The 13,830-nt window shown below is 64.9% G+C and carries 15 protein-coding genes; 10 read left to right on the forward strand and 5 right to left on the reverse strand.

What is annotated here, in order from left to right:
* Position 1 precedes the first annotated feature (1 nt).
* The 3 genes from KM031_RS05180 to gatC form a co-directional block, all read right to left on the reverse strand.
* Complete coding sequence (locus KM031_RS05180; RefSeq protein WP_246566786.1) at positions 2-688, reverse strand: hypothetical protein; 687 nt, start codon at positions 686-688, stop codon at positions 2-4.
* Positions 689-752: 64 nt separating this feature from the next.
* A complete protein-coding gene (gene gatA, locus KM031_RS05185) occupies positions 753-2,243 on the reverse strand; it encodes an Asp-tRNA(Asn)/Glu-tRNA(Gln) amidotransferase subunit GatA (RefSeq protein WP_215503473.1) in 1,491 nt (496 codons plus the stop codon).
* A 2-nt stretch (positions 2,244-2,245) separates the two neighbouring features.
* Positions 2,246-2,533, reverse strand: coding sequence for an Asp-tRNA(Asn)/Glu-tRNA(Gln) amidotransferase subunit GatC (gene gatC, locus KM031_RS05190; RefSeq protein ID WP_215503474.1), 288 nt, complete (start codon positions 2,531-2,533; stop codon positions 2,246-2,248).
* A 137-nt stretch (positions 2,534-2,670) separates the two neighbouring features.
* Here gatC and KM031_RS05195 point away from each other — a divergent pair, with 137 nt between their 5' ends.
* On the forward strand, positions 2,671-3,366 hold the full coding sequence (locus tag KM031_RS05195; protein ID WP_215503475.1) for a metal-dependent hydrolase: 696 nt from the start codon (positions 2,671-2,673) through the stop codon (positions 3,364-3,366).
* Here the strand turns inward: KM031_RS05195 and KM031_RS05200 are convergent.
* A complete protein-coding gene (locus tag KM031_RS05200) occupies positions 3,356-3,805 on the reverse strand; it encodes a nucleoside deaminase (protein WP_215503949.1) in 450 nt (149 codons plus the stop codon). The two genes, KM031_RS05195 and KM031_RS05200, sit on opposite strands and share 11 nt — an antisense overlap.
* Positions 3,806-3,931: 126 nt before the next feature.
* Here KM031_RS05200 and KM031_RS05205 point away from each other — a divergent pair, with 126 nt between their 5' ends.
* From KM031_RS05205 to dtd, 9 genes are all read left to right on the forward strand, one after another.
* Positions 3,932-5,050, forward strand: a complete 1,119-nt coding sequence (locus tag KM031_RS05205; protein ID WP_215503476.1) for a pseudouridine synthase — start codon at positions 3,932-3,934, stop codon at positions 5,048-5,050.
* 208 nt (positions 5,051-5,258) lie between these two features.
* A complete protein-coding gene (locus KM031_RS05210) occupies positions 5,259-6,158 on the forward strand; it encodes a 5-bromo-4-chloroindolyl phosphate hydrolysis family protein (protein ID WP_215503477.1) in 900 nt (299 codons plus the stop codon).
* A gap of 41 nt (positions 6,159-6,199) precedes the next feature.
* A complete protein-coding gene (locus KM031_RS05215) occupies positions 6,200-7,384 on the forward strand; it encodes a toxic anion resistance protein (RefSeq protein WP_215503478.1) in 1,185 nt (394 codons plus the stop codon).
* 12 nt (positions 7,385-7,396) lie between these two features.
* Positions 7,397-8,365, forward strand: a complete 969-nt coding sequence (locus KM031_RS05220) for a DUF2927 domain-containing protein (protein ID WP_215503479.1) — start codon at positions 7,397-7,399, stop codon at positions 8,363-8,365.
* Between the two features lie 158 nt (positions 8,366-8,523).
* Positions 8,524-9,636 carry an SPFH domain-containing protein gene (locus KM031_RS05225; protein WP_215503480.1) on the forward strand — a complete coding sequence of 371 codons (1,113 nt, stop codon included), beginning with the start codon at positions 8,524-8,526 and terminating at the stop codon, positions 9,634-9,636.
* A gap of 3 nt (positions 9,637-9,639) precedes the next feature.
* On the forward strand, positions 9,640-10,725 hold the full coding sequence (locus tag KM031_RS05230; RefSeq protein WP_215503481.1) for a TFIIB-type zinc ribbon-containing protein: 1,086 nt from the start codon (positions 9,640-9,642) through the stop codon (positions 10,723-10,725).
* A 99-nt stretch (positions 10,726-10,824) separates the two neighbouring features.
* Complete coding sequence (locus KM031_RS05235) at positions 10,825-11,790, forward strand: phosphoribosylaminoimidazolesuccinocarboxamide synthase (RefSeq protein ID WP_215503482.1); 966 nt, start codon at positions 10,825-10,827, stop codon at positions 11,788-11,790.
* Positions 11,791-11,852: 62 nt separating this feature from the next.
* The gene (locus KM031_RS05240; protein ID WP_215503483.1) at positions 11,853-12,773 is read left to right on the forward strand and encodes a carbohydrate kinase family protein; all 921 of its coding nucleotides are present in this window, start codon (positions 11,853-11,855) and stop codon (positions 12,771-12,773) included.
* Positions 12,770-13,210, forward strand: a complete 441-nt coding sequence (gene dtd, locus KM031_RS05245) for a D-aminoacyl-tRNA deacylase (protein WP_215503484.1) — start codon at positions 12,770-12,772, stop codon at positions 13,208-13,210. The genes KM031_RS05240 and dtd overlap by 4 nt, the downstream gene beginning before the upstream one ends.
* A 23-nt stretch (positions 13,211-13,233) precedes the next feature.
* On the opposite strand, the gene KM031_RS05250 is transcribed toward dtd, so the two are convergent.
* Complete coding sequence (locus KM031_RS05250) at positions 13,234-13,767, reverse strand: hypothetical protein (protein WP_215503485.1); 534 nt, start codon at positions 13,765-13,767, stop codon at positions 13,234-13,236.
* Positions 13,768-13,830 lie beyond the last annotated feature (63 nt).

The raw sequence follows: 13,830 nt of genomic DNA on the forward strand, positions 1-13,830 counted from the left end.
CTTATTGCACGGCGTTGCGGAAGGGCGACGGATCCCAGCTGCAGGCGAAGCCATCGCCATCCGGGTCCAGCCCCTTGCGGTCCTTGTCCGGGCCACCGGCCTCAAGGAACGCGGTCTGCGCCAGATCGGCGGAAGCAAAGGCGGCACAGGCGCTTTCGGCGCTGCGCAATTGCAACGACGACCGTGAATAGACCGGTGTGCCCACCGGGTTCGAGGTCTTGAGCGCGAAATCCACGATATTCGGGCCCGAACTGCTGCGCGGTGCCAAAGGCACAGCCGGTGCTGGCATCACCGGCGTCACTGCGGTCATCGGGCTGGCGGCCAAGGGCGCAGCAGCGGGCGCGGTGCTGCCGATCACGGCCCCTGCGTTGGGGCTGCCGATCACCACCGGCACTGGCGGCACCGCACCGCCCCCGGCGGCGCGGTCAATCGCGGCGCCCAGACGTTCGGTTGAAAACCCGTTGGCGGGCGGGGTGCCCAGCGGCTGCGCGGCAACACCGCCCGGCACGATCGGCTGTGCGCCCGGGGCCAGCACCGGCGCGCCATTGCGCAAGGCGGCCTCGCGCTGTGCTTCATAGCTGCCATATTCCCCGAACCCGACCCCGGAGGCCGAATCCGGCACCGGTGCCGAACAGGCCGCAAGGGCAAGCGGCGACAAAAGCATCAAAGGCAGCATTACGCGACGCATGACAGTCTTCCCAAAGCTGAACCGGCCCCGCAGGGCCGGTTGTGACAGTCGATCTGGTGGCCGATTACCACCATTTCTGCGGCTTGGCCACAAAGCCCGCCGCACGTTCCAGAACATAAGCGTGATTCAGCAGATCACCCTCTTCCCAAGGCCGCCCGATCAGTTGCAGCCCCAGCGGCAGGCCATCCGGGTCCAGCCCGACCGGCACCGAAACCCCCGGCAACCCGGCCAGGTTCAGCGTCACGGTGAACACATCGTTCAGATACATGTCCACCGGATCGGCACTTGCCATCTCGCCCAGACCAAAGGCGGGGGTCGGCGTCGCGGGTGTCAGGATCGCATCGACCCCCGCCGCGAAAGCCTGTTCGAAATCCCGCTTGATCAACGCGCGCACCTTGCGGGCCCGGTTGTAATAAGCGTCATAGAACCCTGCCGACAGCACATAGGTGCCGATCATGATGCGGCGCTGCACCTCGGCCCCGAAGCCTTCGGCGCGGGTCTTTTCATACATCTCGGTGATGCCATCGCCCGCCGCCAGCTTGGCGCGGTGACCATAGCGCACCCCGTCATAGCGGGCGAGGTTGCTCGACGCTTCGGCGGGCGCGATGACGTAATAGGCGGGCAGCGCATATTTGGTATGCGGCAGCGAGACATCGACGATCTCGGCCCCGGCATCGCGCAGCATGTCGGTGCCCAGCGCCCAGATCCGGTCAATCTCGGGGCGCAGGCCCGCCACCCGATATTCGCGCGGAATCCCGATCTTCTTGCCGCGGATGTCGCCGGTCAGCGCCGCTTCGAAATCCGGCACCGCCATATCGGCGCTGGTGCTGTCTTTCGGGTCATGCCCGGCCATGGTGCCCAGCATGATCGCCGCATCGCGCACCGATTTGGTCATCGGCCCGGCCTGATCCAGCGACGAGGCATAGGCGATGATACCCCAGCGGCTGACCCGGCCATAGGTCGGCTTGATGCCGACGATGCCACAGAAGGCCGCAGGCTGACGGATCGACCCGCCCGTATCGGTGCCGGTCGCCGCAATGCACAGATCGCCCGCAACGGCAGAAGCCGAGCCGCCCGACGACCCGCCCGGGGTCAGCTCGCGGTCATCACTGCGCCAGGGGTTCACCGCCGGACCATAGCAGGACGACTCGTTCGACGAACCCATGGCGAATTCGTCCATGTTCAGCTTGCCCAGCATCACAGCGCCGGCATCGAACAGCTTGGCGGTCACGGTCGATTCATATTCGGGCCGGAAGCCTTCCAGAATGTTCGAGGCGGCCTGCGACGGCACGCCCTTGGTGCAGAACAGATCCTTGATGCCCAGCGGGATCCCGCAGAGATCCGGCGCATCGCCCGCCTTCAGCCGCGCATCCGCCGCCCGCGCCTGATCCAGCGCGATTTCGGGGGTTTTGTGCACATAGGCCGATAGCGCATCGCCCGCATCCATCGCCGTCAGGCAAGACATGGTCAGATCCACCGCCGACAGATCGCCCTTGCGCAGCGCATCGCGGGCTTCGGCCAGTGTCAGGCGGTTCGCCCCGCTTGTATCAGACATGCTCATTCCACCACCTTCGGCACGGCAAAGAACCCCTCGCGGGCATCGGGGGCGTTTTTCAGGACCAGAGCCTGAATATTGCCATCCGTCACCACATCCTCGCGGCGTTTCAGCCGCATCGGCGTGACCGAGGTCATCGGCTCGATGCCGGTCACATCCACTTCGTTCAGCTGTTCCATGAAGCCGAGGATATTGGACAGCTCGCCCGCCAGCGCCGGCAGGTCTCCCTCATCCACCTGGATACGGGCGAGTTTCGCCACCCGGCGTGCGGTTTCAACGTCGATCGACATGGGTCTGAACCCCCTTACAGATTTGCCTTCCGTTTAACGGCGCGGCGGCTGCGGTGCAAGCCGGGCGCGGCGGGGGGCTGTCATTTCCCGGTCACAGCCCTAGGTTAGGCGCGAAGAACCTATGGAAAGGATGTTACATGAAGATCATCTGGCTTGGCCATTCCGGCTTCCGCATCGAGATCGAACAGGCCGTTCTGCTGGTCGACCCCTGGCTGACCGGCAATCCGATGTTCCCCGAAGATCAGCGTGACGCCGCCCTGAACGGCGCGACCCATGTGCTGCTGACCCATGGCCATGGCGATCACGCAGGCGATGCCCTGGCCATTTCCAAACAGCTCGACATTCCTCTGGTGGGCAGTTTCGATATGATCTCGTTCTGGGAAGCCGATCAGGAGATCAAAGGCATCGGCTTCAACAAGGGCGGCACGGTGCTGCTGGATGGGGCCAAGGTGACCATGGTCAACGCCACCCATTCCTCGTCGATCCAGGGGCAGCAGGGGCCGATCTATGCCGGGGGCGAGGCGGGCTTCATGATCTCGGGCGAGGGTCAGACCATCTATCTGTCGGGTGATACCGATGTCATGGCCGATATGGGCTGGATGGCCGAATATCACCAACCCAATATCGGCATCCTGTCGGCAGGCGGGCATTTCACCATGGATATGGCCCGCGCCGCCTTTGCCGCGCGCAAATATTTCAACTTCTCGACCGTGATCCCCTGCCATTACCGCACCTTCCCGATCCTAGAACAGGATGCCAGCGCGCTGAAAGCGGGTCTGCCGCCGAATGTTCAGGTGATCGAGCCGCAGGTGATGGAGGCGATCATCCTCTGACCATCGGAGGCCGCCGCCCCGCGAAAAAGTCGCGCAGCAGGGTGGCGGCCTCTGCCTCGCTCAGCCCGTCATAGATTTCGGGCGCATGATGGCATTGCGGGTGGCTGAACACCCGCGCCCCCACCGCCACCCCTCCCGATTTCGGATCCGCCGCGCCATAATACAGCCGCGCGATGCGGGCCGCCGAGATGGCGGCGGCACACATCGGGCAGGGTTCCAGCGTCACATAAAGGTCATGCCCGGTCAGCCGCTCCTGCCCCAAGGCAGCACAGGCGGCGCGGATGGCCAGCATTTCGGCATGGGCGGTCGGGTCATGCAATTCGCGCGTGCGGTTCCCGGCCTGCGCCACCACCTGCCCGCCCGGCGCCACGATCACCGCCCCCACCGGCACCTCGCCGCGCGTCGCGGCCGCCCGCGCCTCGTCCAGCGCGATATCCATGTAACTGCGGAACCGGCTCACGCATTGCCCTTTCAACCTGAATAAAATACCCTCGGGGGTCCGGGGGCAGATGGCCTTCGGCGTCTGCTGCCTCAAAGTGGCCTCCTCATACATGCCGGACATCCCATGACAGAACAAGCCAAGCCGAAAGCTGCCACCCCGGAGGGAGAGCGCATCGCCAAGGTGCTGTCCCGCGCCGGTGTCGCCTCGCGCCGCGAGGCGGAACGGATGATCCAGCTGGGCGAAGTGTCGGTGAACGGCAAGGTGATCGACAGCCCGGCACTGAACGTCACCGCCAAGGACCGCATCACCGTGCGCGGCGAGCCGCTGGCGGCGCGGGAACCGGCGCGGCTGTGGCTGTATTACAAACCCGAAGGGCTGGTGACTTCGGCCTCGGATGAAAAGGGCCGCGACACGGTGTTCGACCACCTGCCCGAAGATCTGCCACGGGTGATGAGCGTGGGCCGCCTTGACCTCAATTCCGAGGGGCTGCTGCTGCTGACCAATGATGGCGAGCTGAAGCGGCGGCTGGAACTGCCCTCGACCGGCTGGCTGCGCAAATACCGGGTGCGGATCAAGGGCAACCCGACCGACCCCGAACTGGAGCCGCTGCGGGCGGGCATCGTGGTGGATGGCGAGCGCTTCCAGCCGATGATCGTCAGCCTTGACCGGATTCAGGGGGCGAATGCCTGGCTGACCGTGGGCCTGCGCGAAGGCAAGAATCGCGAGATCCGCCGCGCCATGACCCAGATCGGGCTGACCGTGAACCGGCTGATCCGGGTGTCTTACGGCCCGTTCCGTCTGGGTGATCTGGAACCGAATGGCGTGGAAGAGGTCAAGGGCCGGGTGTTGCGCGATCAGCTTGGCTTTGATCCCGATACCGGCGAAGAGCCCGAGGCGCGCCGACCGGCCAGCGCCCGCCCGGCACGCACCCGCGCCCCGCGCGAGGCAGGGCCTTCGCCCACCAAACCGCAGCGCAGTGCCGAGGCCCCGGCCAAGGCTGCACCGCGCAGCCGCACCGGCGGCAAACCGGCCAGCAGCAAAGGTGCTTTCCTTGCCCAATCGGCGCAGGGCTATCTGGAGGGCGTTGCCAAAGGCGGCAAACGCCCCTCTCCCGCCGCAAAACCGGGCGGCGGCAAACCCAGCGCGCCCCGCCCCACTTCGGCAGGGCGCGGCCCGTCCGGCACTGGCCCGCGTGGCGGGGCAAGTGGCGGCCCGCGCGGCGGCAAACCGGGGCGCGGCTGACCGCGAGGGGGAAATCCGTGTGGATTTTCCACTCGTTCCGCCTCTGGTATGGGGGCAATACCTCGCCTATAGTCTGAAAGCGGAATGAATTCTGCCGCGCCCCCTTTGCCCGTTGGAGGCCCGATGTCCGGCTCAAGCCTGCGAAACCTGAGCTTTGTCCTGCTTCTCGGGCTGATTCTCTATGTCGCCTTCTATGGAGGGGCCTGAGATGGCACAGCGGTTTGGCGGCAAATATTCGCCCGATGGATCGGTGAGCCGCAGCCATGATGCGGCCCCCGGCCCGACGCCCCCCAATCGGTTTGACGGCCAGCGCCCGGTGCGCGCCGGGGCCAGATCCAATCTGCTGTTCGTGGTGCCGCTGGTGTTTGGCCTGCGCGCGTTTCAGCAACCGCCTGCGGGCATGGCCTTCGGACTGGCCGCACTGGGGCTTTTGTTGCTGTCGGCCTGGCTGACGCGCGAAGGCATCCGGGCGCAGGACGCCTATGAGCAACGCCGCGTGGCCAAACGCCCCGCGATTCCGCGCAAGATCTTTGGCGCGGTTCTGATGGGGCTGGGCCTTGCCGCTGGTGGCATAATGAGCGACGGCGGCCCCGTCGCCGCGATCCTGTTCGGGGTCATCGGTGCGGCGCTGCATCTGTTCAGCTTTGGCCCCGATCCGCTGTCCGACAAGGGCGTGGCAGGGATCGACAGTTTCCAGACCGATCGTGTCGCCCGCGCGGTGGATGAGGCCGAAGCCTATCTGGGCGCGATGAAAGACGCGATCCTGCGCGCCGGGGACCGGGCACTGGAAACCCGGGTCGAGCGGTTCAGCACCGCCGCGCGCCAGCTGTTCCGCACCATCGAGGGCGACCCCGGCGATCTGACCGCCGCGCGCAAGTATCTGTCGGTCTATTTGATGGGTGCCCGCGATGCGACGGTGAAATTCGTCGATTTCTATGCCCAAAGCCGCGACGCCAAGGCCCGCGCCGACTATGAGGCGCTGCTGACCGATCTGGAAACCACCTTTGCCGCACGGTCGCAGGCGCTTCTGGCCAGCAATTCCGGGGATCTGGATGTCGAAATCCAGGTCCTGCGCGAGCGTCTTCGGTACGAGACGCCGCATCTTTGATGATCTGCGCGCATCTGCGCCCCAGTTGAGAGTATTGCCCGATGAGCACCGCCGTATCCCAATCTGCCGCCTCTGCCCTTGCCGAAGTGGAAAAAGTGACCGCCGTGATCCTGCCCGAACCCGGGAAGGACGTGGTGTCGCTGGCCGCCGCCCCCGCTCCGCTGGCTGATGACATCCGCAAGCGCATGGCAGAGCTGGACATGGGCAATACGCAGTCGATCATCTCGTTCGGGTCTGCCGCGCAGGCCGAATTGCAGGTGATCAGCCAGCAGATGCTGGCCGATGTGAAGAACAAGGATGTGGGCCCGGCAGGTGACAGCCTGCGTTCGATGGTCTCGACCATCCGGGGCTTTTCGGTCAGCGAACTCGATGTGCGCCGCAAGCGCAGCTGGTGGGAAAAGCTGCTGGGCCGCGCAGCGCCCTTCGCCAAATTCGTCGCCAAATACGAAGAGGTGCAGGCGCAGATCGACCGCGTGACCGCCACCCTGCTGGAACATGAACACAAGCTGTTGAAAGACATCAAAAGTCTGGATCAGCTTTATGCCAAGACGCTGGATTTCTATAACGAGCTGGCGCTGTACATCGCGGCGGGCGAGGCCAAGCTGGCCGAGCTGGATGCCAGCGTGATCCCGGCCAAAGAGGCCGAAGTGACCGCAGCCCCCAAAACCGAACAGGTGATGAAGGCGCAGGAGTTGCGCGATGTGCGCGCCGCCCGTGATGATCTGGAACGCCGGGTGCATGACCTGAAGCTGACGCGTCAGGTGACGATGCAATCGCTGCCCTCGATCCGTCTGGTGCAGGAAAACGACAAATCGCTGGTGACCAAGATCAACTCGACGCTGGTCAACACCGTGCCGCTTTGGGAAACCCAGCTGGCGCAGGCGGTGACGATCCAGCGCTCGCGCGAGGCGGCCGAATCGATCCGGGCGGCGAATGACCTGACGAATGAGCTGCTCACCTCCAACGCCAAGAACCTGCAAGAGACGAACCGCATCGTGCGCACCGAGATGGAGCGTGGCGTGTTCGATATCGAGGCGGTGAAACAGGCAAATGCCACATTGATCGCCACCATCAACGAAAGCCTCGCGATTGCCGATGATGGCAAGGCCAAACGCGCCGCCGCCGAGGCCGATCTGGTGAAGATGGAACTGGAACTGCGAGACACGCTGGCATCGGCCAAGGCCCGGCGTGACGGGGTTGGCACCAATGCCGGCACGGCTGTCTGACCGGAGGATATCGTGACCCAAAGCCAGCGCCGCGACCCGGCCCGCAAGGCCATTCTTGCCGCGCTGGCCTGTGCGGCGCTGGCGTCATGTGCCACGGCGCCGCCTGCGCCTCAGGCCGCCCTGCCGCGCCCGGTGGCCCGGCCCGCCGTGCCGGTGCCGCCGCCGGTGGCCCCTTCGGCGGAAAGTCAGGCGCTGGCGCTTTATTACGCGCAGGTGCAGGCCGATCTTCTGACGCAAGGGCTGCTGCGCACCGATGGCGGCGGCAAGGATGCGCCCTTCACCGATACGATGCTGACGGAAAACTTCATCCGCATCGCGCTCTATGACGAATATCGCCGCACCGGCGGTGGGTTGGTGGCGCAGGAAACGCAAAGCCGCCTGCGCCGCTGGGCTGCGCCGGTGCGGGTCAAGGTGGCGTTCGGGGCCTCTGTCTCGCCCGAGCGGCGGGCGACCGACCGGGCGCGCATCGCCTCGTATCTTGCCCGCCTCAGCAGCATCACCGGCCATTCGATCTCGCTCGCCGAAACCGGCGCGAATTTCTTCCTGCATATGGTGAACGAGGATGAGCGCCGCGCACTTGGCCCGGTGATTTCGGCCACGCTGCCGGATCTGTCGATGGCCGAAGTTTCGGGGCTGACCAATCTGCCGCGCTCGACCTATTGCATTGTCTATGCGCTGTCCGAAGGCAGTTCGTCGACCTATGCCCGCGCCTTTGCGGTGATCCGCGCCGAACACCCGGATCTGCTGCGCTTGTCGTGCATCCATGAAGAGATCGCGCAGGGTCTTGGCCTTGCCAATGACAGCCCGCTGGCCCGCCCGTCGATCTTCAACGATGACGAGGAATTTGCGCTGCTGACGCGGCAGGACGAGCTGATGCTGAAGATGCTTTATGACCCTGCGCTGCATCCCGGCATGGGCGCCGCCGAGGCCCGGCCCATCGCGCGCAGCATCGCGGCCCGGCTGATCGGTGGCGACAGCTGATCCCGGCACAGGCAAGCAACCGAGATTTGAACACGGGAGCCGAAACCGACGCGCGAAAAGGCTTCAAACCTGCCACGCCTCGGCTATGTTACCCGACAACGGGGCAGCCGCCCTCTCTTGATGGCACGACGTGGTGCCCAGTGTGAAAGGCCAAGGCCATGGTGTTCGATTTCCTCAAAGGCGAATTCATTGATGTCATCAGCTGGCTGGATGACAGCCGCGATACGATGGTCTGGCGGTTCGAACGGCGCGGTCAGGCGATCAAATACGGCGCCAAACTGACGGTGCGCGAGGGGCAGGCGGCGGTTTTCGTGCATGAGGGGCAGTTGGCCGATGTGTTCGGCCCCGGTCTCTACATGCTTGAGACCAACAACATGCCGATCATGACCACCTTGCAGCATTGGGATCACGGCTTTGATTCGCCGTTCAAGTCCGAGGTCTATTTCGTCAACACCACCCGCTTCAACGATCTGAAATGGGGCACCAAGAATCCGATCATGTGCCGCGACCCGGAATTCGGCCCGGTGCGCCTGCGCGCCTTCGGCACCTATTCGATGCGGGTATCGGACCCCGGTAAGTTCCTGCAAGAGGTGGTGGGCACCGATGGCGAATTCACCGCCGATGAAATCAGCTTTCAGATCCGCAATGTGATCGTGCAGGAAATGAGCCGGGTTCTGGCCGGATCCGGGATTCCCGTGCTCGACATGGCGGCGAATACCGCCGATCTGGGCAAGCTGATCGCAACGGCGATTGCGCCCAAGATTGCCGATTACGGGCTGACCCTGCCGGAATTCTACATCGAGAATATCAGCCTGCCCGAAGAGGTGGAAAAGGTGCTGGACAAGCGCACCTCCATCGGCATCGCGGGGGATCTGAACAAATACATGCAGTTCAATGCCGCCGAGGCGATGAATGCCCCCGGCGGGGCGATGGGCGGCGCAATCGGCGCGGGCATGGGGGCCGCGATGGGCCTTGGCATGGCACAGCAGATGCAGCCCGGCCCCTGGGGCGCGGCCCCCGCCGCCCCTGCGGCAGCCGCACCGCCGCCGCCCCCGCCGCCGCCTGCCGGTGCAAGACAATGGCATGTCGCCGAAAACGGTGCGACCAAAGGCCCGTTCTCCGAGGCCGACTTGCAGGCCATGGTGGCCTCGGGCGCGCTCAGCCGGAGCAGCCATGTGTGGTCTGCCGGGCAGGATGGCTGGCGCACTGCTGCCGAAACCGAGCTTGCACGGCTGTTCAGCATGGTGCCGCCCCCGCCCCCCGGAGCCTGACCCGTGAGCGAAACTGAAACGCGCTTTCCCTGCTCCAGCTGCGGGGCGGATCTGCGCTTTGCGCCGGGCCAGACCTCGTTGCGCTGCGATCACTGCGGCCATGTGCAGGAAATCCCCGCCGCCGGTCCGCGCGCCAAGGCGCGCCGCATGGGCGAGCTGGATCTGCATCAGGCGCTGGCCAATACCCTGCCGCCCGGCGCGATGGAGGAGGTGCGCACCACGCCCTGCCCGTCCTGTGGATCACTGGTGGAGTTTCAGGGGGCGCAACACGCCACCGAATGTCCGTTCTGCGCCACCCCGGTTGTCATCGGCACCGGCACCAACCGCCAGATCAAGCCGCAAGCCGTGCTGCCCTTCGCACTGGAGGAACGGGCAGCGCGCGCGGCGATGGTTTCGTGGCTGGGCCGGTTGTGGTTTGCGCCGAACGGGCTGGTCGATTATGCCCGCAAGGGCCGGGCGCTGAACGGGCTGTATGTGCCCTACTGGACCTTCGATGCCCGCACCCGCAGCGAGTACAGCGGCCAGCGCGGCGAATACTACTATGAAACCCGCACCGTCACCGTGGATGGCAAACAACGTCAGGAGCAGGTGCGCAAAACCCGCTGGTATGCCGCAAGGGGCCGGGTGGCCCGCGTCTTTGACGATGTTCTGGTGCTGGCCAGCCAGTCGCTGCCCCGGCGGTATACCGATGCGCTGGCGCCCTGGGATCTGACGCAGCTCACCCCCTATGCCGCCGATTATCTGGCAGGCTTCACCGCCGAAGGCTACACCATCGGGCTGGAGGAAGGCTGGGCGCGCGGGCAAGAGGTGATGGCCGGTGTCATCCATCAGGACGTGCGCGCCGATATCGGCGGCGATGAACAGCGCGTCAGCAGCATTGATACCGAATATTCGGCGGAAACCTTCAAGCACATCCTGCTGCCGGTCTGGATGGCGGCCTATAAATACAACGGCAAGACCTATCGGTTCGTGGTGAATGGCCAGACCGGCAAGGTGCAGGGCGAACGGCCCTATTCCGCGTGGAAGATTGCCTTTGCCGTGCTCGTGGCGCTGATCCTCGCCGGGGCGGCGGCCTATTTCAGCAAATAGCCGATCATCGCTGGCCCCCGCTACCCGGCGCGGGGCCAGCAAGATTGACTCCGCCCCGCCCTCGGGCGATAGCCAGCCATCCCGAACCCGGAGTGCCCCATGCGCGTTCTCGACCAAGCCCGTATCCCGGAACTGCCCAATCCCTATTTCGGGAAAGTGCGCGACTGCTATGATCTGCCGCCAAGCGCCGATCAGCCAGAGGGGCGGCGCATCCTGATCTCGTCCGACCGGATCAGCGCATTTGACCGGATTCTGGCCGCGATCCCGTTCAAGGGTCAGGTGCTGACACAGACCGCGCGCTTCTGGTTCGATCACACGCAGGACATCTGCCCCAATCACGTTCTGACCTATCCCGATCCGAATGTGGTGATCGGCAAGCGGCTGACCATTCTGCCGGTGGAAATCGTGGTGCGCGGTTATCTGGCGGGCACCACCGGCACCTCGGTTCTGACCCTGTATAAAAAGGGCCAGCGCGCGATGTATGGCCACACCCTGCCCGACGGGCTGCGCGACAATCAGGCGCTGCCGCAAGCCATCATCACCCCGACCTCCAAGGCGTTCGACGGCGGCCATGACGAGCCGCTGACCGCCGCCGAAATCGTGCAGCAAGGTCTGCTGACGCAAGCACAATGGGATGACGTGTCGGCCAAGGCCTTGGCACTGTTTGCCCGTGGACAGGCGATGGCCGCCGTGCGCGGCCTGATCCTTGTGGATACCAAATACGAATTCGGCACCGATGCCGCGGGCAATATCCTGCTCGCGGACGAGATCCATACGCCCGACAGCAGCCGTTATTGGCTGGCCGATGGGTATGAGGCGGCGCTGCGCGACGGCAGCCGCCCGCCCAGCTTTGACAAGGACGTGATCCGCGCCTGGGTCGCCGCCCGCTGCGACCCCTATCAGGACGACATCCCCGAAATCCCCGCCGAGATGATCGAGGCAACCTCGAAAGTCTATATTCAGGCCTATGAGGCGATCACCGGCACAGCCTTTGTGCCCGATCTGTCTGGCCCCACCGTTCTGGACCGCGTGCGCAGCAATCTGGCGCCATTCTTCACCGCCTGAGCAAATGTTTGCGCTAACATCGCGCAATCGGGTATAAGCGCCAAAACACCGGGGAGGTTGAAATGATTCTGAGCTGTGGTGAGGCGCTCATTGACATGCTGCCGCGCGAAAGCACGCTGGGCGAGGCCGCCTTTGCCCCCTATGCGGGTGGGGCGGTGTTCAACACGGCGATGGCGCTGGGGCGGCTGGGCGCGCCTTCGGCGTTTTTCTCGGGCCTGTCCACCGACATGCTGGGGCAGATCCTGATTGACACGCTGACCGCCTCCAAGGTCGATACCGGCTTTGCCGCTCGCTCGGCCCGCCCGACCACCGTTGCCTTTGTCAAACTGGTGGATGGTCAGGCGACCTATGCCTTTTACGATGAAAACACGGCGGGCCGGATGCTGGCGATTGCCGACCTGCCTGCCCTGCCCTCCGACTGCGACGCGCTGTTCTTCGGCGGCATCTCTTTGGTCAATGACCCTGCCGCCGCCACCTATGAGGCGCTGCAAATGCGCGAGGCCCCGACCCGCGTGACGATGATCGACCCCAATATCCGCCCCGGCTTCATCACCGATGAGACAGGTTATCGCGCCCGCATCGGCCGGATGATCGTCCGCGCCGATATCGTCAAACTTTCGGACGAAGATCTGCATTGGCTGATGGGCAAGGGCGATGTGACCGAACTGGCCCGCAGCCTTGTGGCACAGGGGCCGAAAGTGGTGTTCATCACCGAAGGTGCGGCGGGCGCGCGGGCCGTCACCGCCACGCAGGACCGCTTTGTCGCCGCTACCAAGGTCACCGTGGCCGATACCGTGGGCGCGGGCGATACGTTCAACGCGGGCGTGCTGGCGGCGCTGCATGACGCGGGCGCGCTGACCAAAGCCGCCGTGGCGGCGCTGCCCGATGCGGTTCTGGATGCCGCGCTGACCCTTGGCACCCGCGCCGCCGCCATCACCGTCAGCCGCGCCGGGGCCAATCCGCCCTGGCGGCACGAGCTGTGAGGGCGGTTGTCCAACGCGTCAGCCGGGCCTCGGTCACGGTGGACGGGCAGATCACCGGCGAGATTGGCGCGGGGCTGCTGATCCTCGTCTGTGCCATGCAGGGCGATGCCGAGGCGCAGGCCGATCACCTGGCCTCCAAGATTGCCAAACTGCGAATCTTCAAGGATGAGGCAGGCAAGATGAACCGCTCGGTCCGCGATATCGGCGGGGCCTGCCTGATCGTCAGCCAGTTCACGCTGGCCGCCGATCTGCGCGGCAACCGCCCCGGCTTTTCGACCGCCGCCGCCCCCGAGGACGGCAATCGGCTTTATGCCTATTTCACCAAACGTATGCAGGCCGAGGGCCTGCCCACCGCCAATGGTATTTTCGGGGCCGATATGGCGGTGGAACTGGTGAATGACGGGCCGGTGACCATCTGGATGGACACCGCCCTATAACGGCGCAGTGGCCCAATCGCAGCTCAATTGAACGGATTGCCGTCGCCCTCATCCGCCAGCGCATCCACACATTCCGTCAGCGCCCGGATCGACGCCGAAGACCCGGCGAGCGAATAGCTTTGAACCTTTGATCCGCTGTCATTGCTCAGATGCAGGGTGCTGCCGCCGACGACCTCCATCAGAAACCGAGTGGAGGCATCGCCTTCGGGCAGGTTGAACAGCACCGAATTCTGATACAGCTCCGCATCGCTCAGCGACCAGGGCGACCGCCGGTCCACCTGCACGCCCAGATCGGCGCTGCCGCCATCCGAAAAATCCCAGCTGGTGGAATAGAACTGCAATTTCACCGGGTTCCACGGATCAGCCCAGACCGAGAACGTGTCATCGCCATCGGAAACCTGCGCCACACAGGAAAACGAGCCATCGTCAAACCCGACGATCTCCACCATCCAGTGTTTGTGGGTGAACAGCCGCTCCGACACCGGATCGGCCATCCCACCCTGAGCCGCAACAAGGCCCGCCACCAGAACTGCACCTGCAAACACGCCGCGTGCCATCAGTATTCTCCCACAACCCACGCCATCAACTTTTGGCGAGGCCGCAGATTTCCGCAAGCCTGT

This window comes from Gemmobacter fulvus, from assembly GCF_018798885.1.
GTDB classification, from domain to species: domain Bacteria; phylum Pseudomonadota; class Alphaproteobacteria; order Rhodobacterales; family Rhodobacteraceae; genus Gemmobacter; species Gemmobacter fulvus.